We start from the raw sequence: 23517 nt of genomic DNA, 5'->3' as shown, positions 1-23517 counted from the left end.
AATTGTTTTGATTTTCGCTTTATTTTGTTAATAATTGATTCCAGATGCCCCTTTCTTCCGTTTTCCATACCGCGTCTTTGCGAGACCAGATTGCAGCCCTGGGCGATGAATTCGCCATTGAGGGGAATTTCCTGCGGCACGATGTGATCAACAGCGGACACATCAATATGACCTTCAGGGCGGAGTACGCCTCCCACAACGGCAAGGTGAGCCGGTATATTTTCCAGAGGATCAATGATGCGGTGTTTACGCGGCCGCGCGATGTGATGCACAATGTGGAGAAGGTGACGCGGCATATCCTCTGGAAGATGAGGAGGGTGATCCGCCCCCATGAATTCCAGACGCTGAATCTGTATGCGGCCCGCGGCGGAAGAAATTACCTGGAGCTTCCCGGAGCCGGATACTGGCGGTGTTACAATTGTATTGAGCATACGCACACGTATGATGTCGCGGAAACACCGCAGCAAGCTTATGAAGCGGCCCAGGCTTTCGGAGCCTTCCAGGAACTACTCTGCGACATGAATCCGGCGGATATTCACGAGACGATTCCGTACTTCCACCACACACGGCGGCGTTTCGACCGGCTGATGGAGGTGGCGCGCCAAAATCCCAAAGGCCGTCTGGAATCCTGCGCCCGCGAATTGGAATTTGTCCGGGCTCACGAATCCTGCGTGGACGTCATCCTCGATCTCCTCGCCCAGGGTGAAATCCCGACGCGAATCGTCCACAACGATACGAAGATCAATAATGTGATGCTGGACGAGGATACGGATCTGGCCGTCTGCGTGATCGACCTCGACACGGTGATGCCGGGAAGCGCGCTTTACGACTTCGGCGACATGGTGCGCACGATGACGTCCCCGGCTGCCGAGGATGAAGAAGATTTGTCGAAAACGTTCCTGCGCATGCCGATGTTTGAAGCGGTGACCCGCGGCTACCTCCGCTCCGCCCGCGGATTCATCACGCCGAAGGAGGCGGATCTGCTGGCGTTTTCCGGTCTGTTGATCACACTGGAAACGGGCATCCGCTTCCTGACGGATTACCTCGAAGGGGACGTTTATTTCAAGACGGAACGCGAAGGGCACAATCTCGCCCGCGCCAGAACCCAGCTGAAGCTGGTGGCCGACATGGATGCCCGCATGGAGGAAATGCAGGCCTGCGTCCGCCAAATCATGCACGAACACGAACAGGAATGCCCCGAGGGCTACGAAGCTTAGTCCGGGCTCTCCCCTAAAGCCGGACAAGAAGTGACGATATGTTTTTCGAGCTTTCCAAACTCCTGAATTTCTTTCTGGCCCCCACGACGTGGATGTTCCTCCTGCTGGCAGCTTTCGCGGTACTCAGGAACCGGAAGGAAAGCAAGGTGCGGAGGCGATGGAGCCGGGTTTGCCTGTATGGCAGCCTGTTCGTGTTTCTCGTGTTCACGGACCGTCCTTTGTTCGATTACGTCAAGGCGCGCGAGACGGCAGTCTGGGCCCACCCGCGCGAGATAGAGGGAAAACACTACAAGGCTGCCCTCGTCATGGGCGGCTTCAGCATGGTGAACCCGGATACCGGGGCAGTCCTCTACCCGAATTCATGTGCGGACCGACTTTGGGGAGCCGTCCGGCTGTATCACATGGGCAAGGTGGGAAAAATCCTGATTTCCGGCGACAGCATCACGTCCGAGGACGAAGGGCACATCAAGGAGGAGTTGTTCCTGAAGTACATGGAAGAAGCAGGAGTTCCCCGCGATGTCTTTTTGCTGGAACCGCAAGCGCTCAATACACGCGAAAATGCCGTTTATTCCATCGCGATGCTGAAGCCCCTGGGCATCGGCGACCGCGATTGTCTGCTCATCACATCCGCCTCGCACATGAAACGGAGCCTGGGATGCTTTGCCGCCGAAGGATGGCATCCCGACTGGTATGCCGTCGGTATTACACCCTTCCCGAATCAGCTCAACCACCGCTCGTTCTATCCCTCCTGGGAAATCGCTTTCAAGTGGCAGGAGCTTCTGAATGAGTGGATAGGCAATGCCGTATACAGCCTGCTCGGATACCGGGCCCGGGGAACATCCCCACAAAACGAAGGGCTCCGGCAACTTCCTCCTGTCCAAGAGAAACCTCCCTTGATTCAGGAAAATGTTTCTCCCATGCTTCCGGAGCGTACGGTTTCCAAGGAAAAATGCGGCGGATGCACTAGATTTTTCTGTATTTCCTAAAAAAAGCAAGTATTAGTGAAACTATTATGAAGCGATCTGCATTGACTTCCTTGGCGGCCGCTCTTGCGGTCATGGGTTCCATCGCATCTGCTGATGTCGTGGTACCGGCTTATTGCACGGCGAAGCCCGGAGCTTTCAAGGCTACGGTTTCCGCCGGATACGAGGCGAAGTATATCAGCCGCGGGCTGGTTCTCGCCGATTCCAGCACGGATAACGTGATTCCGATCGAAATAACCGGCCAGTACAACCTGCAGGACAACTTCGCCATCGTGGGCGGACTCCGCTATGACTGGATGACGGCCAATAGTTTTGAACATCATCGTGACAGTAGCGCCCTGTGCGATGAAGGCACGTTCCTCCTCGGGCTCCGCAAAGGCTGGAACCCCGCTCTGACGACGACGCTCGGTTACCAATTCGTTCACGGCGGCCTTCCCGGTGCGCTGAATACCCACAGGAAAGGGAAGCGCAATTCGGTGATTTTCGACAGCAATCAACCGGAAGAACACTCGCTGGTATTCGATGTCCATTATGATTTCGGGCAATTCGGCAACAAATCCCTCAAGGGGCTTTTCGCCGATGTCCGGTTGCAGTACACGGCCCAATGGATGTCCGGGTGGTGGTATGAAGCCGCTCTCGGCTACAAATTCGACCTCTGCCCGCATGCCGCAGCCGTCGTTTCCGCCAAGTGGACCGCCTCGTCCGGCTATTTCGACAGCACGTCTCTGAATTCCAATGGGACCCAGGGGTTCAGCCTGAATCTGGATCTTCCCTGCAAGGTGTCCCAGCATGTCACGGTAACGCCGTTCGTCAGCACGATCTGGGCCGGCAACGGAGCAATCGCCGCCGGCAAGCGCGCTGAAGAAACGGTTTACCGCAATTTCACGGTCAATCTGGGCGTCAGCGCTTCCTACACATTCTAAACCGGGGTATTTCACAATTACGGGCAAGACGGATATCATCCTACTGCTCCGCCCCCCCTTGACCGGGGGAGGATTCCCTCACACAGCTTGAAGAACAGGCGTACCGATGAGGGAGTCCTCCCCCGCTTGCTTGTCCCTCCGCACCCTCATCCAGACAGGGAGAGTTTGACTCGGTCTGCACATTTGTTTCCTATCCATCCCTCTTTTTCTCCCCGGAATTTTTTCCGGCCGGCATGCGGGAAAAATCCTTGTCCCTGCGTCCGCCTCAGGCAAACTGAAATGAGTGCCGCACCAAGTTCCAGCCTCCGATCCTTCGCCTGATCCGGTTTTTCCAGCCAGTCGCCCCCGACCGGATGGCGCCGCTGCGCACGATACGGAGATGATGGAGCATACGGACGACTTCACCATCACGCCCACCGGGAACATCGTCTACAGGACCCAGCCTTTTGCCGGGGCATTCGCCCACGGCACAGGTTCCGGCCTGCTCGCCGTCGGCACCAGCGCCTGGCCGCCGGAGGCCGGAAAGGCCGCCTTCTTCCTGCGCACCATGGTACGGGATGCCCTGACGCGCCTGGCTCACGCCCTGGCGGAGAACCCCGACGATGATCCCGCCGCCCTGCAAGCCCTCGTTCCTCCATCCCCGCAAGCCGTCCGCATTCTGGACTCCTTCCCCGCCGTACCCGGCAGCGAATACCTCACCGTAGCCATCCTCCAAAGCTGGCACCGGGAACTGGCCGCCCACATCTCCTCCGCCACCGGCATGCGCCATTCCAGCCTCGGAGACTGGCTGCAAGGGCTGGGAGAGCCCTGGAACCGCATTGGCAAAGTATTCTTCCATCTGGCAGAAAACCGGGACGATGCCGAACATCCCTTCGCCTTCATGGCCACCTTCGCCCACAAGGCCTCCTCCGGAGGAGCCATCAGCCACCTCCCGCTGGCCTCAGCCCTCACCTTGTATGCCGAAGACCACCGCGCCATGCTGGCCCTGCTCCAGCCCCTCCGCAAAGCGGCAGAGACCAGTCCTCTCATCCGGCAGCTCCTCGAATCCCGGGAAATCTACTCCCCCATGGCCTGGACGCCTGCCCGCACCTATGCCTTTCTCCAGGACACCGCTTCCATGGAGAATGCCGGCATCATCGTCCGCATCGTCAACCTATGGAAAAAAGCCCCTCCTCGCCTGCAAATCGCCGTTACGGCCGACACCGCCGGCAGTGAAGAAGAATCCCCCGTCCGCACCTTTTCCGTCCATTCCCTTCTCCGTTTCTCCGTGGCCGCCACGCTGGGTGGCCGCGCCATCTCCAAGGAAGAACTTGAAGAACTCCTCGCCCAGGGCGAAGGCCTCGTCCGTTTCCATGGAGAATGGGTTGCCGCCGACCCCGAAAAAATCCGTCTCCTGCTCGACCGATGGAGCCAGGCCACCCGTCTCATGAATAACCTCGGCATCCCCCTCATCCGGGGACTCCGCCTGCTCATCAACGGCCCCAACGACACCCTCCCCCCTCTTCCCCCACCCGACGACGACTGTGCCTTGCAACCCGGCCACGGGCTCCGGGAGGCCCTCCGCGCCCTCACGTCCCCGGCCTCCGGCCAGAATGACGACTGCGACGATATTCCCGGCCATCTGAGAGCTATCCTGCGCCCCTACCAGCGAGAAGGAGTCCGCTTCCTGCGCCAAATCACCTCACGAGGGTTCGGCGCCTGCCTTGCCGACGACATGGGCCTCGGAAAAACCCTCCAAGCCATCGCATGGCTTCTTCACATCGTCCATGAGAACACATCCGGTATCCCGCCACTGATCATCGCTCCGGCATCCCTCCTCGGAAACTGGCAGGACGAAATCTCCCGTTTTGCGCCCGGTATCCGTGCGACCCTCCTCCACCCCTCCTCCACATCCCTCCCGGAGCAAGCCCCGGCCAACCCTGCCCGTTTCTTCTCCGGTACCGATCTTGCCATTACCAGCTACGGCATGGCCACACGCACAGGATGGCTCCGCGATCTGGACTTCCCCGCCATCGTCCTTGATGAAGCCCAAGCCATCAAAAACGGCGACTCGCAGCGTACCCGCGCCATCCGTGAACTCCACAGTCCCATGCGGGTCGCCCTCTCCGGCACACCCGTCGAAAACAACCTGGCAGAGCTCCACAGCCTCATGGAATTCCTCAATCCCGGCCTCCTCGGCGGCAGGAAACACTTCGACACCTTTACGCAACGCCTCAACGGCGATTACACTCCGCTCAAAAAGCTCGTCCGCCCTTTCATCCTCCGCCGCATGAAAACGGACAAAAACCTCGTTCCCGACCTCCCGGACAAAACAGAGCTCAACGCCTACTGCACCCTCACCCCCCGCCAGGCCGCCCTCTACCATGCGGAAGTCCAGGCCCTCCATGCCGTCCTTGAGGAACCCGATCCCGCCCAGCGCCTTGCACTCATCCTTCCCTTCCTCTCCCGGTTCAAACAAATCTGCAACCATCCCGACCAATACCTCGGCACAGGAACATTCTCCGGAGAGGAATCCGGCAAATTCACACGCCTGCGCCAGCTAGCCGAACAAATTGCCACCCGGCAGGAAAAACTCATCCTCTTTACCCAGTTCCGCAGCATGATCGACCCGCTGCACGATTTTCTGTCCGGCATTTTCCATCGCGACGGTCTCCTGCTCCACGGCGGCACTCCCATCCCCGCCCGGCAGGGAATCGTCCGGCAATTCCAGCAAGACGCAGGCCCGCCCTTCCTCGTCCTCTCTCTTAAAGCCGCAGGCACCGGCCTCACCCTCACCCAGGCTTCCCACGTCATCCACTTCGACCGCTGGTGGAACCCCGCCGTCGAAAACCAGGCCACCGACCGAGCCTACCGCATCGGCCAGCATCGCAATGTCCTTGTCCACAAACTGATTTGCCGGGGTACCATCGAAGAACGCATCGACGACCTCCTGCGTGCCAAGCAAGGCATGGCAGACTCCCTCTTCGGCGAAGGACTTGAGAAACTCTTGATCCACATGAACGCCTCCGAAATAGAAAAACTCGTCACCGGACATTGAAATTCACTGACAAGAGCCACTTAATCCCTTATAAGTAAATTACGAACCCAGAGTGCCCTTATGAAAAAGATCTTTATCTCCGCCCTCGCCTGCCTCTTTGCCTTCCATGTCTCGGCCGAAGACCAAGGAAAAGACCAGGCACCCGGTTTCAATCCCGTTCGCAACTGGACCAGCTCGGAAGATCCTTCCAAATCCTTCTCCGGAAAAGTCTCCCGCTATGACGGCAAAACAGCCACCATTACACCCAAAGGCAAAACCGCCATCGTCCTCCCCGTCGACAAATTGAGTGAAGAAGACCGTACATGGCTGGAAGAAAATGCCGACTTCATCGGCAAATTCCCCTCGGAAATCGCCAAACTTCAGGCGACCAACACAACACCTCTCGGCAAGGAACTCACTGCATCCACCCTCCTTCAGGGCAAAATCAAGCCAACCGCTCAATCCTTCATCATCCTCTTTTCTGCCAGCTGGTGTCCTCCCTGCCGGGCCGAAGCTCCTAAAGTCGTCCAGCTCTATAACGAAAAAATCGCCAAGGATCCCAAGGTGGAACTCATCCTGGTCAGTTGCGACAATGATGAAGAAGCCGCCAAGAAATGGAGCGGACAAGAAAACATGCCCTTCCCCATTATCGCGAAAAAAGACTGGAACAAAATCCCGGCTCTGCAGAAAATCTCTCCGCCTGCCATCCCCACCGGATTCCTTCTCGACCAGAATGGAGAAGTCGTCGAAAAAGGCCTTCCCATGAAAGTCTATGGGAAAACCGGGAAAAAATAACCCATCACCGGCTTCGGGACAGCATTCTTCCTCCAGCCCGCCCATAAAAACTCAAGTCCCAACTCACACACCATGACACCTGATGAACTTCAAATCCTTCTCATTGTTCAGGAAAAAGATACCCAAATCACCCGTATGAAAAGGGAACTCATTTCTCTCCCGGAACAAAGAGAGTTGATTACCCACCGGCTGGAACAATTCAAACGCAAGGCCAAAGAAGCCAAGCAACTCGTCCTCGACACCGAACAGGCCATTCACGATACAGAACACGAGATCGAAACCAAGCGCCAGCTCATCGGCAAGATGAAAATCCAGCAGGGCGAAACCCGGAAAAACGACGAATACCGACGTTTCAACACCGAAATTGCCAAAGCGGAATCCATCATCGATACACTGGAAACCCGTGCTCTCGAATTAATGGACTCCCTCGAAAACGCCAGGCAAAAAGCCACCCAGACCATCGCCCGCTACAAAGAAGTCCGCACCAGCGTCGAAGAAGAGCTCGCCCGTCTCGAACGCACCGCAGAGAAAACCCAGACCGCCCTTCAGGAACTCATTGACGAACGCAACAAAATCGCCTCCTCCATCAATCCCGACATCGTCTCAACCTACGAACGCATGAGTTTAAGCAAAGGCCTGCCCGTCATCGTCTCCATGGACGACCGGGGACGTTGCAGCGGATGCCACATGGAACTCACCCGGGGCACCCATCTCAAAGTCCAGTCCGGCAAAGAAGTCGCCCACTGCGAAAACTGCGGACGCATCCTTTACTGATTCCATCCTCCCCAAAAACCACCTTCTGCCAGCTCCCCCCCCGGAAGGAGGTGGTATAAGTTGTACCTCAGCTTGCAAAACAAGCTCTATCATGGTAGTATGTCCCTTAACGGACATCGCCCGCCAACGTAACGCCAACGACCATGCAAACTCGCTCGGAAGAATTCGAACAATGGGGAACCGAAGTCATTTTCGGCCGGGCAAAAGGCTTCCGTGCAGGGGCTATGAGGGTCATTCTCCGCATCGCCTCCTGGGTATTCCGTGCAGTCATTATTTTGCGATTGAAACTCTTTGCTTCACGCATCGTCAAACAAAGCATACTCGGCACACTTGTCATCAGCGTCGGCAATATCACCGTAGGAGGAACCGGCAAAACTCCCGTCGTCGAATTACTCGCCCGTACCCTGCGCGACCGTGGCCGACGCATTGCCATCCTCACCCGAGGCTATAAAAGCGCCGACCTCACCGAAAAGCAAAAATGGCTCGACGAACAAGGAAAGCAAGTCGAAAACATCCCCAAAATCTGCAGCGACGGCACAACGCGCTACCTCTCCCCTCTCTACTCCGGGGACGAACCCTTTATGCTCGCCAAAAACCTGGACGACGTTGCTGTCCTCGTCGACCGCAACCGCGTCAAATCCGGCCTGTTCGCCATCGAACATCTTGGCAGCGACACCCTCATTCTCGACGACGGTATGCAGTATCTGAATCTCGGTCACGAGATCGATATCGTCCTTGTCGACTGCGGAGCACCGTTCGGCACCGGAGCCATGCTGCCACGAGGAACCATGAGGGAACCCAAAAGCAGTTTGAAACGCGCCGACTATATCATCCTTACCAAAAGCAACGGCAAACCCCAGGATGACCTCGTCCGTGAAATCCGGAAATACAACAAGGACGCCGACATCATCATCAGTAACCACGCCCCCAAATACATCGAAAACGTCTTCACCGGAGAACGCCTCCCCCTCTCTGCCCTCCGCGACACATGGGTTGCCTGTTTCAGCGGTATCGCTCGTCCGGAAAGCTTCGAAAGTTTAATTCATGCCTTGGGTGCCAAAGTAGAATTCACGCAACAATTCCCCGACCATCACTGGTTCGACCAGGATGATCTGGATAAATTCTACGAACGTTGCGCCGATCGCGACATGCAGATGATCATCACCACGGAAAAAGACGCCGTCCGCCTGAAGAAGCCCGATACCCCTCTGGACGTTCCCATCTTCTTCCTCCGCATTGAAGTAGATATCCTCGAAGGTAAAGAAGCCTGGGATCAACTTATTGACCGTATTTGTGCCCTCTCCGGTCCTCAACCCATGCACGAATGGGATATCTAAAGCCCATATCCCTGCTCCGGCAACTGCACGGAATCCATTAAAACGCCTTCCGTCAATCAATCGGGCCAGATACTCAAGCATTTCACTTGAGGCTTTTCCCGATTTGTATCGATGAATCCGGCACAGTTTGCTTTTTCGCCTCTGTGATACCCTTTTACTTGAACGATTTTCTCCTAAAAGAGCTCTTACTTAAAAAGCTATATTGTCATGAAAAAAGTCGTTTTGCTGCGCCACGGAGAAAGCGTATGGAACCGGGAAAACCGTTTTACGGGGTGGACGGATGTCGATCTCACGGAAAAGGGAGTCCGGGAAGCCTTGAGAGCGGGGGAACTCCTGAAGAAAGAGGGGTTCCTGTTCGGCAAAGCTTTCACCTCTTATTTGAAGAGAGCCGTCAAAACCCTTAACGGCGTATTGGACAAACTCGACCAGGACTGGATACCCGTCGAAAAAGACTGGCGCCTCAACGAAAAACACTACGGATCCCTCCAGGGACTCAACAAAAGCGAAACCGCACAACAGTACGGAGACGAACAAGTCCTCATCTGGCGTCGAAGTTACGACATCGCCCCCCCGGCTCTGACAGAGGCCGATCCTCGCCATCCGATGCATGACATCCGCTATAGCGGAGTAGCGCCGATGCAACTCCCCGCCACGGAATCCCTAAAAGATACCATTGCCCGCATTCTTCCCTATTGGAGCGCGACCATTCTCCCCTCGCTGAAAAATCACAATCAAATCCTCGTCGTCGCCCACGGCAACAGCCTCCGGGGCATCATCAAACACCTGAAACACATCTCCGATGAGGAAATCGTCCACCTCAACCTCCCCACAGGCATCCCCTACGTCTTCGAATTCGACTATAATCTGAACCCGGTCAACGATTACTTCCTGGGAGACCCGGAAGAAATCCGCCAACTCATGGAAGCCGTCGCCAATCAGGCCAAACAACGTACCTGAGCCCCCCCTGCCGCACGCACCATGAATCCGGTCAAAACAGCTTTCTTCAGCGCCAAGCCTTACGATATACGGTTTTTCGATATATCCAACAAACAGTTCGGCTTCGATCTCCGTTATTTCAAAGGAACTTTGAACATGAACACCATTGCCCTGACCCAGGGCATGGATGCCGTCTGCATCTTTGTCAACGATATTGCCGATGCAGAAATCATCGCCGCCCTGCGAAACAACGGAGTCCGGTTGCTGGCTCTGCGTTGCGCCGGCTTCAATAACGTGGATCTCCACGCCGCCGCCGACAACGGATTACCCGTTGTGCGAGTACCTCAATATTCTCCTTATGCCGTTGCCGAACATGCCGTAGCGCTCATGTTATCCCTCAACCGCAAAATACATCGGGCCTATTGGCGGACTCGCGACGGAAACTTTTCGCTTCATGGCCTCATGGGGTTCGACATGAACGCTAAAACGGCAGGAATCATCGGTACCGGCAAGATCGCCCGCATCGTCATCCGTATCCTGAAAGGATTTGGCATGAACATCCTCGCCTACGACCCCTTTCCCGACGAATCCTACGCCCGGGCGGAAGGTTTCCGTTACACGAGCCTGGATGAATTATATGCCGGAGCAGACATCATCTCCCTGCACTGTCCGCTGACCGACCAGACACGTTACCTGATCGATAGCAGCGCCATTTCCAACATGAAAGACGGAGTGATGATCATCAATACCGGACGAGGAAAACTCATCCATACCGATATCTTGATCGACGGATTGAAATCCGGAAAAATCGGTTCTGCCGGTCTCGACGTCTACGAAGAAGAAGGAGACTATTTCTACGAAGACAAGTCCGATAAAATCATTGACGACGACACTCTTGCCCGCTTGCTTTCCTTCAACAATGTCATCGTAACCTCCCACCAGGGTTTCCTGACGCAGGAAGCCCTTCACAACATCGCCGACATTACTCTCCAGAATATCAGTGATTTTATTCAAGGAAAGCCTCTCGCCAACCTTGTCACATCCGGAACCTAGTCTTCCGACAGCCATTCCATAGTCCCCCATGGCGGGCCGGAATCAATGCCCGTTTTATTTCAGCATGTTAGGATAACATTGTCCGGACATTTTTGCTTGCAATGCGGAAATACGGCTACTAACCTGCCCCGGATTCTCCGGTTCCCAGCAACCCGGCTCACTCCATGCACATCAACGGCACCTTCTATTTTCTACTCTGCTTTGCCCTGCTCATCACCGGGTATTTCACATACGGAAAGTTGATGGAGCGGGTCTTCCGCCCCAGCGACAAAAGACTGACGCCTGCCGTGGCCTCGCCCGACGGGGTCGACTTCATGGTGTTGCCCGCGTGGAAGATTTTCTTGATCCAGCTTCTGAACATTGCGGGGCTCGGCCCTGTGTACGGAGCCATCCTGGGCGCCCTGTACGGTCCTGTCGCCATGCTCTGGATCACCTTCGGTTGTATCCTGGGCGGAGCCGTCCACGACTATTTTTCCGGTATGATGTCCCTGCGGCACGGAGGCATGAGCCTTCCGGAACTGATCGGCAAGTACCTGGGCAACTCCTCCAGGCAAATCATCCGCTACCTCTGCATCATCCTCATCATCCTGGTCGGCGTCGTCTTTGCCACCGGCCCGGCCCAGCTCCTGTCCAACATGACCGGCATGAGCATGCCCGTATGGGCCGGACTTATCTTCTTTTACTACTTTGCCGCCACCATCCTGCCGATCGATGCCCTCATCGGGCGCATCTACCCGCTTTTCGCCATCTGCCTGATCCTGATGGCGGGATCCATGTTCGGAGCTCTTTTCTTCTGCGGCTCCGAGATCATCCCGGAGTGCACCATCTCCTTCGGAACGCACCCGGCCGGCCTTCCCGTCTGGCCCATGCTTTTCATCACCATTGCCTGTGGAGCCATCAGCGGATTCCACGCCACCCAGTCCCCGATGATGGCGCGCTGCATCAAATCGGAACGCCAGGGCCGTGCCGTTTTCTACGGCCCCATGATTACCGAAGGCATCATCGCCCTGATCTGGTGCGCCGTGGGGCTTACCTTCTACCAATCGCCAGAGGCCATGAATGAGGCGATCAAAGCGGGAAGTGCCAGCAAAGTCGTCTTTGATTCTTCCAATTCCATGCTCGGTCATACGGGCAGCATCCTCGCCATTCTAGGCGTCGTCGTTCTTCCCATAACCTCGGGCGACACAGCCCTGCGCAGCGCCCGGCTCATGATTGCGGATGCCCTGCATGTCTCCCAGAAGAGCATAGCTCCCCGCCTGGCCATCGCCATCCCGCTGCTGGCCATCTGCCTCGTCATGACCCAGCTCAGTTTCGACACCATCTGGCGCTACTTCGGCTGGTTCAACCAATGTATTGCATGCTTCACCCTGTGGAGTATTGCCGTATTCCTCCGACGAAGCGGCAGAGTCCACTGGTACGCCACGATTCCCGGAGTATTCCTGACGGCAGTCTGCATCACATATCTTCTGACGGATAAAATCTGCCTCGGTTTTCCGCACGGCATCTCCATGGTCATCGGCTGGTGCGTCTCCCTGGCACTCGTTCCCGTACTCATCAAGAGGGTCACCCCGCACCGCCGTTCTCATTTCCGCAGCCGTTTCTAAAGAGTTTTTCAGAAATTCACCGCACCAATTCGGTCATTTCGAGCAAATAATTTAGAATCATTTTTATCTAGAGCATAAAAGTTTCCTCCAGGCAACTCGGCGCTTGCCATGCGTCCTCCATGAGGGTATGTCCTTCGATACGCACTTGCTAAAGCGCCTATGAATGCACTAGTAAAGACAGCCTGCACATTTGTGACATCCTCTATCGGCCGCAAAATTATTGTGGCTTTGACGGGATTGTCGTTAGTACTATTCCTTGCCGGACACCTGGTCGGAAACTTATTAATCTACGGGGCACCAGACGCCATCAACATGTATGCCTATGGCTTGCACTCCATGCCGGAAGCGGCACTGTGGGGCATTCGTCTCGGACTGTTGGTAATCTTCCTGATCCACATCTGCCTGACACTCCAGTTGAAATTGGAAAACAGGGCGGCGCGCGGCAACGATCCCTACCAGTTCAAGAACACGATCGCGGCAACGATTTCCTCCCGCTACATGGTGTATACAGGTTTAACGATCCTCGTATTCGTCGTATACCACCTGTTGCAGTACACGGTGCGCGTCAATCTGAATCCCGCCGACTTCCAATATGTGTTCCAGACAGGTTCACTGGCAGGAACGGAAACCTGGGATGTCCATAAGATGATCGTGGAAGGCTTCAGCAACGTATGGATCTCCGGATTCTATATTCTGGCCGTCGTCATGCTCTTCTCCCACCTGCGCCACGGCGTGCAGTCCATCTTCCAGACACTGGGGCTGAACTCCAGAAAGATCCGTCCTTTCTACAACTTCATCGCCATCTGTTACGCATTCGTCATCTGCGCAGGGTTTGCCTCCATCCCGGTTGCCATCCTCCTCGGCCTTATCAAGTAATTTTCAACTCACGACACAGCCATGATTGATTTTCCTACAAGCGACTGGATGCCGGATGCAAAAATTCCCGCCGGCCCGATTCAGGACAAGTGGACCAAATGCAAGCTTGAAACCAAGCTCATCAACCCCAACAACAAGCGTAAATACACCATCCTGATCGTCGGATCCGGACTTGCCGGCGGCTCCGCCGCAGCGACGCTTGGAGAACTCGGGTACAACGTCAAGTGTTTCTGCTATCAGGACAGCCCCCGCCGAGCCCACTCCATTGCGGCCCAGGGCGGGATCAACGCAGCCAAGAATTACCAGAACGACGGCGACTCCGTATATCGTCTGTTCTACGATACCGTCAAGGGAGGCGACTTCCGCGCCCGTGAAGCCAACGTGTATCGCCTCGCCGAAGTTTCCTCCAACATCATTGACCAATGCGTCGCCCAAGGCGTTCCCTTCGGTCGTGAATACGGCGGTCTTCTGGACAACCGTTCTTTCGGCGGCGCTCAGTTGAAGAGAACCTTCTACTCCCGCGGTCAGACCGGTCAGCAGCTCCTTCTCGGCGCCTACCAGGCCCTGGAAAAAGAAGTAGCCAAGGGATCCGTCACGATGTACCCCCGTCGCGAAATGCAGGATCTCGTCCTCGTTGACGGCGAAGCCAAAGGCATCGTCTGCCGCAACCTCGTCACGGGCGAAATCGAATCCTACGCCGGCGACTGCGTTCTGCTCGCCACCGGCGGCTATGGAAACGTTTTCTTCCTGTCCACCAACGCTATGGGCTGCAACGTCACCGCCGCTTACAAGGCCTACCGACGCGGAGCCTTCTTTGCCAACCCCTGTTACACTCAGATCCACCCGACCTGCATCCCGGTCAAGGGCGACTACCAGTCCAAACTGACCCTCATGTCGGAATCGCTCCGCAACGACGGTCGCGTTTGGGTACCCAAATCCCGCGAAACCGCCGAAAAGCTGCGCCGCAAGGAAATCAAGCCTATCGATGTGCCGGACAGCGAACGCGACTATTATCTGGAACGCAAATATCCCTCCTTCGGCAACCTGGCCCCGCGTGACATATCCTCCCGTGCCGCCAAGGAACAATGCGACGACGGTCGCGGCGTTGCCGTAACCGGTCTCGGCGTGTACCTCGACTTCAAGGATGCCATCAACCGCGTCGGCAAGGAGAAGATCGCCGACCAGTACGGCAACCTGTTTGACATGTACCACGAGATCACGGACGAAAACCCGTACGAAACCCCGATGATGATCTATCCCGCCGTGCACTACACGATGGGCGGTCTCTGGGTTGACTACAACCTGATGTCCAACATCCCCGGCCTGCATGTCCTCGGTGAAGCCAACTTCTCCGATCACGGGGCCAACCGCCTCGGTGCTTCCGCCCTCATGCAGGGTCTGGCCGACGGTTACTTCGTAATCCCGACCACACTTCCCGCCTATCTGGCCAATACCAAGCCCGGAGCCGTTACCACGGCCTCCCCGGAATTCGCCGTTGTGGAAAAAGAAGTCAAGGATCGCATCGAAAAACTCATGTCCGTCAAGGGCAACCGCACCGTGGATTCCTTCCACCGCGAACTCGGCCTCATCCTTTGGGAAAACTGCGGTATGGCCCGTACCAAGGAATCCCTCATGAAGGCTATCGAAGAGATCCCCAAGATCCGCGAAGCCTTCTGGAAGAATGTCCGTATCCCCGGCAGCGCTACCGGCATCAACGCCGAACTCGAAAAAGCCGACCGCTTGGCCGACTTCCTCGAATTCGCCCAGCTGATGTGCTATGATGCCCTGCACCGCAACGAGTCCTGCGGCGGTCACTTCCGTTCCGAATACCAGACTGAAGACGGTGAAGCCCTTCGTAACGACAAGGACTACGCCTACGTCGCCGCCTGGGAATTCAACGGAGTCGATCAACTGCCTATCCTGCACAAGGAAATGCTCACGTTCGATAACGTCCACCTGGCCGTCCGCAGCTACAAGTAAGCAACACGAGAACCATTTACAGAGAAAAGATTTACCATGGCTAAAACCCTTAATCTCACGCTCAAAGTCTGGCGCCAGGAAAACGCCCAGGCAAAAGGCCGCATTGAGACCTACGCAGCCAAGGACATTCCCGAAGATTGCTCCTTCCTGGAAATGCTCGACATCGTTAACGAAGGTATCGTCAACGATGGCGGAGAGCCGATCCATTTCGACCATGACTGTCGGGAAGGTATCTGCGGCATGTGCTCCCTGACAATCAACGGTGTGCCTCACGGCCCCGAACGCAAGGTTACGACCTGCCAGCTCCACATGCGCAAATTCAAGGACGGCGATACCATCTGGATTGAACCCTTCCGCGCGAAGGCATTCCCGATCCTCCGCGACCTCGTCGTCGACCGTAGCGCCCTGGACCGTATTATTGCCGCCGGCGGTTACATCGACGTCCGTACGGGCTCCGCTCCGAATGCCAACAACATTCCGATCGAGAAACACCTCTCCGACGAAGCATTCGACTCCGCCGCCTGCATTGGTTGCGGCGCTTGCGTTGCCTCCTGCAAGAACTCCTCCGCCATGCTCTTCACCTCGGCAAAAGTGTCCCAGCTTGCCCTGCTTCCGCAAGGTCATCCGGAACGTACGCGCCGCGTGCTGAACATGATGAAGCAGTTTGAAGCCGAAGGCTTCGGCAACTGCACCAACCTCTACGAATGTGAAGCCGCCTGCCCGAAGGGCATCAGCGTCGATAACATTGCCCGCCTCAACCGCGAGTATATGATTGCCTGCGCCAAAGAAGGCATCCGTCCGTAAGGAGCATTCACATATCCATTCGCAGATCCCCTCTTCCTTGACAGCAAAGGAAGAGGGGATTCTCTTTTCATGCCGGAAACATCATTCGGCCTGCATGTCTAACCTTCGCTTGATTCTCTCTTGGAATAGAGAGGATTCTACCCTAGTCTACGGTATATGAAAAAACTCGTCGTTCTTGTTGCTCCCGGATTTGAAGAAATCGAATTTTCCGCACCCGTCGATATTCTGCGCCGCCTTGGATTTGACGTTGTCACAACCGGCATCGAAAGCCGGGAAGTCAAGGGCGCCCACAACATAACGGTACTGACCGATACCACTCTTTCCAAAATCTCTTTGGATGACATGGAAGCTCTCATCCTGCCGGGGGGCCCCGGTTCCTGGTTCATGCGCGACATGCTCGCCGTTACTGCCCTGATCAGCCAGGCATACTCCTCCGGCAAAACGGTTGCCGCTATCTGTGCCGCCCCAATCGCCTTGGCTAAAGCCGGTATTCTGTCCGGAAAAAAAGTTTCCGCCTATCCCGATCAAGCCGTTCATGACGAAATCCGGGCTGCCGGTGCCACGATCATGCCGGACCGCGTCACCATCGACGGCAAAATTCTCACGGCCAACGGTCCTGGTTCCGCCATGGCATTCGGCTACGCCCTGGGGGAATACTTCGGCAAAACCGAAGAAGTCGCAGCTCTCAAAAAAGGCATGATCTACGGTTGCCCGTCCAAAGACTAATTTTCCACCGGCCGCCCAATCACTTCAAAGTCCTTCCCATATTTCTATCATGAAATCCATCGCCATCAGAAGCGCCATTCTAGCCGTTGCAGCAGCCGTCCTGCCTGCCGCCGCTGAAATTACCTGGCTCACCACCCCGGATGAAGCCTATGCAAAAGCTGCAGAGACGGGCAAACCCGTCATGATTGAATTTACAGGTTCCGATTGGTGCGGTTTCTGCAAAATCCTCCACAAGGATGTCCTCAGCTCGCCGGAATTCGAACAAGCCCTGGCAGACAAGTATATCTTCCTCGAGCTGGACTTCCCCCGCAAGAAACCTCTTCCTGAAAACCAGCAAGAGGTCAACAGGGAGCTAGCTCAAAAAATGGGTATCACCGGATACCCTTCCATCGTCATGACCGACAAGGACGGACTGCCCTACGCCAAGAGCGTAGGAGCCCCCCTGAAACCGGCCGAGTTCATCAAGGCGGCAGAATCCTGGGATCAAGGTAAAATCAAACGCGACGAAGCATTCGCCCGTGCCCGATCCCTTTCCGGAAAAGAAAAAGCCGCCGCTCTTTATGATGGATTAAAAACGATGGACTCCAGCCTCTGGGCTCCATTCTACGGCGAAGTCATCGCTGAAATCGAAAAGTCCGATCCTGAAGATACCTGTCAGTTCAAAGCCGATACCGCCCGCAAGGAACGTATTATCTCCCAGCGCAAGGAAATCATGACCATCTACAAAGACAATAAAACGGATCTCGTCAAAATCGAAGAAGCTCTGAAAACCATGCTGAAGCGGGAAGATCTGGAGCCCTGCATCCGTCAACAAATCATGATCCCCATGGCCATTGGTTCCTTCCGGGCACGCCAGAAGGAAGCCACCGAACTTTATAAAAAAGACCTCGATGCCATCATTGCTGTCGACCCGGCTTCCGAAGAAGGGCAAACTGCCGAAAAAATCAAAAAAGAATTGGAGCAAACGGGAGACAGGAGAGTGATCAATGCCATTCCCGCCGCAACACTGCAATAACTTCACATTTTTCCCTCGCTTCTTTTATGAAATTCGCATCCACCATATTGCTTCTCACTTGCATGGGCATGGCAACGGCCGCCACCCCTCCCGTCGTATCCGATACCGACCTGGTCATGACGCGCCAGGCCTACGGAGAAACCCGGCGCAACCTATCCATTGAAGGTAAACCGCTGACTATTGCCGGGCAAACTTACAAGGAAGGTATCGGAACCCACGCCGCCTCCATGATCCCCATTAACACCCCGGGGGGATACAAGGATATTCTGTGCGGCTCCTGCGGCATTGATGATGAAGCAGCAGGCGGCAGTGTCCGATTCCGCATCATGTCCGGTACAAATGTCCTTTGGGAATCCCCCTTGATGAAGAAGGGAATGCCGGCAGCCCCATTTGAAGTCACCGTTCCTGTTGATGCAAAAAAACTCTATCTGATGGCCGATGATGTGGACGGCAACGATAACGACCATGCCGACTGGGTCAACCTCCGATGGAAACTCAGCCGGATCAAGGCAGAACGCCGCGCTATCCCTGAAAGGGTGGATGCATCGGCATTCGGCCTCAAACCCGGCATTCGCGAAGATCAGACAGAACAATTGAGAGCCGCCTTGTCCGCCATGCGGGAAGGACCCTGGATAAAACGTACCCTCGTCATCCCGAAAGGAGAATACCATTTCTATGCCGACAAGGCATTACGCATGAGTTTCCATATTTCCAACCACGACCAACCGGTCATCCACCCGGTAGGCGTTCCACTTGCCGATTTGGGTAACGTCACGATTGAAGGCAACGGCTCCCTCTTCGTCTTCCACGGCTCCATGCTGCCCTTGCTGGTCATGGACAGTTCCAACGTAACGGTCAATAATCTCGCCATCGACTTTGAACGTCCCATCTATTCCGAAGCCAAAATCAATGACTTCACGAACGATGGTTTCAAAGCCACCATTGATCCAAAAGCTTTTCCTTACCAAGTTTCCGACGGGAAAATCCAATTCATCGGAGAAGGCTGGACTGGAGGCATTACCAGCGCCATAGCCTTTCGGAAAGGCACCAACCATATTGTCGAAGGTACCTCCGACATCGGTTATTCAGGTTCGGTGGAAGATCTTGGAAAAGGCAATATCCTCTTCAAGGGCTGGGATCTGAAAAGCAAAGGCCTCCTTCCCGGAGATACTCTGACACTCCGTACCTGGGGACGTCCCCATCCGGCCAGTGTCATCTACCGCGCTAAAAACACGACTCTCAATAACGTCGCCATCCATCACAGTTTCGGTATGGCTCTGTTGGCCCAACGTTCGGAAAACATCCACCTCAACGGAGGTGGCGTCTTCATCCGCAAGGGAACCGACAATGTCTCCACCTCCGGTGCGGACGCAACCCATTATTCCAACTGCAAAGGCTTGATTTTGTCTGAAAACGGCCTCTATGAAGGCATGATGGACGATGCGATCAACGTCCATTCAACCTGCCTCGGCATTCAGGAAATTATCAACGACAAAACGCTCCGCTGCAAATACATGCACGGACAATCCGTCGGCTTTGAAGTATTCCTGCCCGGAGAAACGCTTCGCTTTATCGCCGGACCGACGCTGGAGCCCGGAGAGAAAGCCAAAGTTGCGCATGTCCGCAAACTTAGTACGGAGGAAGTGTTGATTACCCTGACCACCCCTATTCCGTCCAACGTCCGGGTAGGCGATGCCGTCGAAAACGGAGACTACTACCCGGCCGTCACCTTCCGCAACAACACCGTCCGCAACAACCGTGCCCGGGGTTCCCTGTTCACGACGCCGAAAAGGGTCATCGTCGAAAACAACAACTTCGACCATTCATCCGGCTCCGCCATCCTTCTGGCCGGAGATGCCCAGGGTTGGTACGAAAGCGGAGCCTGCGAAGACGTCCTCATCCGCAACAACACATTCACCAATAATCTCACATCCCGCTACCAGTTTACGGAAGCTGTCATCGCTATCTATCCCGAGGTACGGCAACTCCAGAACCAAAAAGAATACTACCATCGGAACGTACGTATCGAAAACAATGTATTCCATACTTTCGATGTACCTCTCCTGTTCGCCATTTCCACGCAAAACCTGCTCTTCAAGAACAACAAAATCACCTACAACAACGACTTCAAAGGCTGGGGCAAAAAGCCCTTCATCTTCCGCCGCTGCGCGGACATCCGCATCATCGGCAATCAAGTGACACCGACCCGTTCCTGGAACATCGGCGATTGCGACCTGCAGCAAACGCCCGAATCCGAAGTCTCGTTCAAATAACCTCTACCAATGGCAACGTCCTTCGGCACTTGTGTTGCGTGCCGGAGGACGTTTTATTTTTCCTGCGGACCGGAAATGCCCGCTCAGTTTTTTACTGGGCAAAAGCCTTCGAGGCATTGACAGCAGCCTTGCCGTAGAAGGAATTCGGATCCAGGTCGCGCATCCTCTTGTAATTTTCCTTCTGCTCGGCAGCAGACGCCTTCTGCCAACGCAGGAACGACCCGCGGAGACCATAGATCTTCTGTTTCTGCTCCGCTGTCAAACGGGGAATTCTCAATGCTTCATCGAGAATCTTCAACCCTTCTTCCTTGGAAACGCCCTTCAGCTTGGGTTGCAGGTCGAACACATTGAAAGTGTAACGCCCCACATAGCCGGACTTGTCCTCGGGATCGCATTTCTTCAACTCTTTGAGGATCTCCGGATCGCGGTTAATCCCGCGGATTTCTCCAGCCATGCAGAGGAGCCGGGCTTTCTCCTGGCCTTCCTTGCGGGAGGCTTCCGCCAGCAAGGCATCCCGTTTGGCCCGGAGTTCCATCGTCTGACGGATCTTCTCCGCAAGCCGCATCGACTCCCTGGGCAAATCGCTGCCTGAAAGCGAAGCATAGCAAAACCCCTTGGCATCAAAAAAAGCAATGCCGGGCATGGAACGAACATTCGCCCCTACCTTCTTCCTCACGTCCTTTTCAAAAATGTCGTTCTCTTCCTTCGAAAGATTCTGGGGTACTTCCAGTACGGAGCTGACAGTCTTGTTCCCCATCGCTTGCTGGACAGAGTCCTGGTTCCAGACCTTTTGACGAAATACGGCACCTATCCTGTCCCAGTCCTTGCCGTAAACCAGCACCAGGCAATCAACATGGTCCCGAGTAGCCTTCTGACGGGCTTCAACGGGAGAATCATCCATTCGGACAGATGCCTGAAGGAGCAAAGCTCCTGCAGCAAATAAACAACATGTAGCAATTAGTTTTTTCATGCGAGCCTCCTTCCGTAAACGAGAATGCCATCCAGGTGGAAATAATCCTTCCTGTTGCACTTCAGGCGAACATACTTGGCGCGGACATTCTTGCCGCCCAGATCAATCCTCTGAACCTGCTGCATTTTTTCGATGGTTCCGACTTCTTTCCAATCGGAACCGTCTTCGGAAACTTCAACAACCGTGCCATCTCCGCGTTCCACATGCGACTTGCGGGAAACAACTACAATCCCGGAAAGTTCACCCATGCGGGGAAGAATGACTTTGACCTCGGTCGCATCTTCTTTGTTATTTGTATGGAAAAAACCGCCGCAGGCTTCCAGAACGCCCCAGTGCTGCCAGGGTGGACCGTAACGTTCATGAACGGAATTGGGAATGAGCATGCCGCCGGATGAAAGCAATTCCCCCGGGAAGGGATCAAACCGCGGCAACTTGGGGTGGAAACGATCCTTGAGCAACGAACCTGCCGCCTGGAAGGATTGAATGTCGCCCGTTTTTTCGGCCTGCATGATGATGGAAGAAGCCAGTTGTTCCAGAACCTTGTCTCCGATATCACTGCCTGCGGAGGCCACCGACTTGTAAAACTGATCCTTGAGGGACGGATAAGCCGCCGTTAACTCCGAACACCAGACCAGGGAAGGAGCTACGTAATCCTGGGATTTCATGTGTTCATCCATCAAGACTTTCATCATCGTACCGGCCGCAGCCTCATCGCCGCCGAGGTAGTCCATCTGTTTGGCAAGAGCTCCGGGAAAATCCCAGTTGGCGGGTTTCATGCGGTCGAGGCTCTGATGGAAGTTCCGGATTTCAGCTTCCTTTTCTTGCGGCGTCTCCAGCAGGGGGATCAGCACAGGGTAAACCTTCCCGGACAGAAGCATCCAGGCAATCTCGGGATAATCCTTTCCATAAGCATTCACGATTTGACGGGAAACCTCCTGCCATTGGTTCCGTCCCAAACCGCCTTCCCGACTGCACCAGTCCAGATACTGCTGCCAATGGGCAAAATTGATCGGTTGCACTTCCAGAGCCGCCCGGTAAAGTTCTCCGGCACGATCTTTATGACCAGCCTTGCGGGCAGCATCTCCGAGCACGACAAGCTTGCCGGACAAGTCGCGGGCGGCTTTATCGCTAAACGTATTCTGAGTCGCAATCAAGAGGGACCATTTCTCTCCATAGAAATTCCAGTGACATCCGCGTTTCCATGAGAGGGAATAAGCCGGAACCCACTCCTTGTCCGGTCTCACCGTATAAGCGCAGTGCCCCGGTTCCCCCATTGTCAGCGCAGGCACTCCATTGGCTATAGCCGCCGTCGCCCCATAGGTGGAAAGGCCGCCGCACACGGCACCGACCTCGCGAGTCATCTCGGCCCGCCCCCCTTTGAACATGCCGTCAAACGGAGCATAATAGCTGGCTCCGCTATGGATACTCTCACCAAATTCGTTGTGCAAACGGTAGGGAGCCTGCCAGCAGGCCCCCACATACTGCTGGGCGGGCAGGCGGACATTATCCCGGAGCCATGTCAAGGACTCGGGAGAGGTCCAATCTCCCGGGCCGCGCCCGGTCAGAATACGCATATCCCAGTAATCCAGGGTATCGAATACGGGATTCAACAATCCTTTGGCATGGCTTGTCCTGTAATAATCGTAGGTTTGGAACATGCGCTCATCCGTCCATGATGGATGAAAATCCTTCTTCTTTTTCGGATTATTCATTTCCTTGTCGGACTGGCGCGCGTATTCCAGAGCAGTAGCCGTCGCCAATTTACGATAAAGAGGATGGGATGCTATTTTGGGATCTCGCCGATACAAGGCAGCTAATTTCTCCAACGCCAATCCGATATTTGGAACCGGACCGGAATTGAAAAATCCTTCCATCCATTCCTGATCACCGGCAAAGCGGGACAAGAAGCCATTCTTCCCGAGTTGTTCCAATGTCTCTTTCGGAATGGTTGATTCTATCAGCCAGCGGTAAATGATTTTGGACGAATCCGGCGATTTGGCAAAATCCAGGCAGGCCTGCAAATCGCCGTTCAATACGGCTTGAACATTCCCTGGACGAGGAGCCCCAGCCTCTTGAGGCGGCTGCGGAGGCTCTTCTCCCGCAGCCCGTGCGCAAAGCGGCAGCGCTACAGGAAAACAACTTAACAATAGAGCAATGGAATACGGTTTCATAGAAAAGGAAAAAGAAGATTACGGAACCGGCATACACTCCGGCACCGTCATTCGTACATCATAC

General features: G+C 55.2%; 18 protein-coding genes. 16 read left to right on the top strand and 2 right to left on the bottom strand.

What is annotated here, in order from left to right; translation table 11 throughout:
• Positions 1-44: 44 nt before the first annotated feature.
• The 16 genes from QET40_RS10485 (at position 45) to QET40_RS10410 (ending at position 20312) form a co-directional block, all read left to right on the top strand.
• Complete coding sequence (locus QET40_RS10485) at positions 45-1217, top strand: aminoglycoside phosphotransferase family protein (protein ID WP_280127118.1); 1173 nt, start codon at positions 45-47, stop codon at positions 1215-1217.
• Positions 1218-1255: 38 nt separating this feature from the next.
• Positions 1256-2203, top strand: coding sequence for a YdcF family protein (locus QET40_RS10480; RefSeq protein WP_280127117.1), 948 nt, complete (start codon positions 1256-1258; stop codon positions 2201-2203).
• A gap of 26 nt (positions 2204-2229) precedes the next feature.
• Complete coding sequence (locus tag QET40_RS10475) at positions 2230-3123, top strand: hypothetical protein (protein WP_280127116.1); 894 nt, start codon at positions 2230-2232, stop codon at positions 3121-3123.
• Between the two features lie 283 nt (positions 3124-3406).
• Complete coding sequence (locus QET40_RS10470; protein ID WP_280127115.1) at positions 3407-6160, top strand: DEAD/DEAH box helicase; 2754 nt, start codon at positions 3407-3409, stop codon at positions 6158-6160.
• A gap of 60 nt (positions 6161-6220) precedes the next feature.
• On the top strand, positions 6221-6934 hold the full coding sequence (locus QET40_RS10465) for a thioredoxin family protein (RefSeq protein WP_280127114.1): 714 nt from the start codon (positions 6221-6223) through the stop codon (positions 6932-6934).
• 72 nt (positions 6935-7006) lie between these two features.
• Complete coding sequence (locus tag QET40_RS10460) at positions 7007-7708, top strand: C4-type zinc ribbon domain-containing protein (RefSeq protein ID WP_280127113.1); 702 nt, start codon at positions 7007-7009, stop codon at positions 7706-7708.
• A 143-nt stretch (positions 7709-7851) separates the two neighbouring features.
• Positions 7852-9045 (top strand): tetraacyldisaccharide 4'-kinase, encoded by a 1194-nt coding sequence (gene lpxK, locus QET40_RS10455; RefSeq protein WP_280127112.1) that lies wholly within the window; start codon positions 7852-7854, stop codon positions 9043-9045.
• A 207-nt stretch (positions 9046-9252) separates the two neighbouring features.
• Positions 9253-10002 carry a 2,3-diphosphoglycerate-dependent phosphoglycerate mutase gene (gene gpmA, locus QET40_RS10450; protein WP_345783070.1) on the top strand — a complete coding sequence of 250 codons (750 nt, stop codon included), beginning with the start codon at positions 9253-9255 and terminating at the stop codon, positions 10000-10002.
• 21 nt (positions 10003-10023) lie between these two features.
• On the top strand, positions 10024-11034 hold the full coding sequence (locus tag QET40_RS10445) for a 2-hydroxyacid dehydrogenase (RefSeq protein ID WP_280127111.1): 1011 nt from the start codon (positions 10024-10026) through the stop codon (positions 11032-11034).
• Positions 11035-11198: 164 nt separating this feature from the next.
• Positions 11199-12638, top strand: coding sequence for a carbon starvation protein A (locus QET40_RS10440; protein ID WP_280127110.1), 1440 nt, complete (start codon positions 11199-11201; stop codon positions 12636-12638).
• Between the two features lie 159 nt (positions 12639-12797).
• Entirely contained in the window at positions 12798-13514 is a 717-nt protein-coding gene (locus QET40_RS10435) for a succinate dehydrogenase cytochrome b subunit (RefSeq protein ID WP_280127109.1), read from the top strand.
• Positions 13515-13535: 21 nt separating this feature from the next.
• Positions 13536-15494 carry a fumarate reductase/succinate dehydrogenase flavoprotein subunit gene (locus QET40_RS10430; protein WP_280127108.1) on the top strand — a complete coding sequence of 653 codons (1959 nt, stop codon included), beginning with the start codon at positions 13536-13538 and terminating at the stop codon, positions 15492-15494.
• 36 nt (positions 15495-15530) lie between these two features.
• Positions 15531-16298 (top strand): succinate dehydrogenase/fumarate reductase iron-sulfur subunit, encoded by a 768-nt coding sequence (locus tag QET40_RS10425; protein ID WP_280127107.1) that lies wholly within the window; start codon positions 15531-15533, stop codon positions 16296-16298.
• A 156-nt stretch (positions 16299-16454) separates the two neighbouring features.
• Positions 16455-17024, top strand: coding sequence for a DJ-1 family glyoxalase III (locus QET40_RS10420; protein ID WP_280127106.1), 570 nt, complete (start codon positions 16455-16457; stop codon positions 17022-17024).
• A gap of 49 nt (positions 17025-17073) precedes the next feature.
• On the top strand, positions 17074-18039 hold the full coding sequence (locus QET40_RS10415; RefSeq protein WP_280127105.1) for a thioredoxin family protein: 966 nt from the start codon (positions 17074-17076) through the stop codon (positions 18037-18039).
• A 26-nt stretch (positions 18040-18065) separates the two neighbouring features.
• Positions 18066-20312, top strand: a complete 2247-nt coding sequence (locus QET40_RS10410) for an NPCBM/NEW2 domain-containing protein (protein WP_280127104.1) — start codon at positions 18066-18068, stop codon at positions 20310-20312.
• Positions 20313-20403: 91 nt separating this feature from the next.
• On the opposite strand, the gene QET40_RS10405 is transcribed toward QET40_RS10410, so the two are convergent.
• Both QET40_RS10405 and QET40_RS10400 read right to left on the bottom strand, forming a co-directional pair.
• Positions 20404-21282, bottom strand: coding sequence for a hypothetical protein (locus QET40_RS10405; protein WP_280127103.1), 879 nt, complete (start codon positions 21280-21282; stop codon positions 20404-20406).
• The gene (locus QET40_RS10400) at positions 21279-23453 is read right to left on the bottom strand and encodes a discoidin domain-containing protein (protein WP_280127102.1); all 2175 of its coding nucleotides are present in this window, start codon (positions 23451-23453) and stop codon (positions 21279-21281) included. The genes QET40_RS10405 and QET40_RS10400 overlap by 4 nt, the downstream gene beginning before the upstream one ends.
• Positions 23454-23517: the final 64 nt, after the last annotated feature.

Source organism: Akkermansia sp. N21169 (assembly GCF_029854675.1).
Classification (GTDB): domain Bacteria; phylum Verrucomicrobiota; class Verrucomicrobiia; order Verrucomicrobiales; family Akkermansiaceae; genus Akkermansia.
This window is presented reverse-complemented; position numbering and strand designations above follow the sequence as displayed.

Coding starts and splice junctions, on each gene's coding strand:
- QET40_RS10485 (WP_280127118.1), top strand. CDS start 45: ATGCCCCTTTCTTCCGTTTTCCATACCGCGTCTTTGCGAGACCAGATT.
- QET40_RS10480 (WP_280127117.1), top strand. CDS start 1,256: ATGTTTTTCGAGCTTTCCAAACTCCTGAATTTCTTTCTGGCCCCCACG.
- QET40_RS10475 (WP_280127116.1), top strand. CDS start 2,230: ATGAAGCGATCTGCATTGACTTCCTTGGCGGCCGCTCTTGCGGTCATG.
- QET40_RS10465 (WP_280127114.1), top strand. CDS start 6,221: ATGAAAAAGATCTTTATCTCCGCCCTCGCCTGCCTCTTTGCCTTCCAT.
- QET40_RS10460 (WP_280127113.1), top strand. CDS start 7,007: ATGACACCTGATGAACTTCAAATCCTTCTCATTGTTCAGGAAAAAGAT.
- lpxK (WP_280127112.1), top strand. CDS start 7,852: ATGCAAACTCGCTCGGAAGAATTCGAACAATGGGGAACCGAAGTCATT.
- gpmA (WP_345783070.1), top strand. CDS start 9,253: ATGAAAAAAGTCGTTTTGCTGCGCCACGGAGAAAGCGTATGGAACCGG.
- QET40_RS10445 (WP_280127111.1), top strand. CDS start 10,024: ATGAATCCGGTCAAAACAGCTTTCTTCAGCGCCAAGCCTTACGATATA.
- QET40_RS10440 (WP_280127110.1), top strand. CDS start 11,199: ATGCACATCAACGGCACCTTCTATTTTCTACTCTGCTTTGCCCTGCTC.
- QET40_RS10435 (WP_280127109.1), top strand. CDS start 12,798: ATGAATGCACTAGTAAAGACAGCCTGCACATTTGTGACATCCTCTATC.
- QET40_RS10430 (WP_280127108.1), top strand. CDS start 13,536: ATGATTGATTTTCCTACAAGCGACTGGATGCCGGATGCAAAAATTCCC.
- QET40_RS10425 (WP_280127107.1), top strand. CDS start 15,531: ATGGCTAAAACCCTTAATCTCACGCTCAAAGTCTGGCGCCAGGAAAAC.
- QET40_RS10420 (WP_280127106.1), top strand. CDS start 16,455: ATGAAAAAACTCGTCGTTCTTGTTGCTCCCGGATTTGAAGAAATCGAA.
- QET40_RS10415 (WP_280127105.1), top strand. CDS start 17,074: ATGAAATCCATCGCCATCAGAAGCGCCATTCTAGCCGTTGCAGCAGCC.
- QET40_RS10410 (WP_280127104.1), top strand. CDS start 18,066: ATGAAATTCGCATCCACCATATTGCTTCTCACTTGCATGGGCATGGCA.
- QET40_RS10405 (WP_280127103.1), bottom strand. CDS start 21,282: ATGAAAAAACTAATTGCTACATGTTGTTTATTTGCTGCAGGAGCTTTG.
- QET40_RS10400 (WP_280127102.1), bottom strand. CDS start 23,453: ATGAAACCGTATTCCATTGCTCTATTGTTAAGTTGTTTTCCTGTAGCG.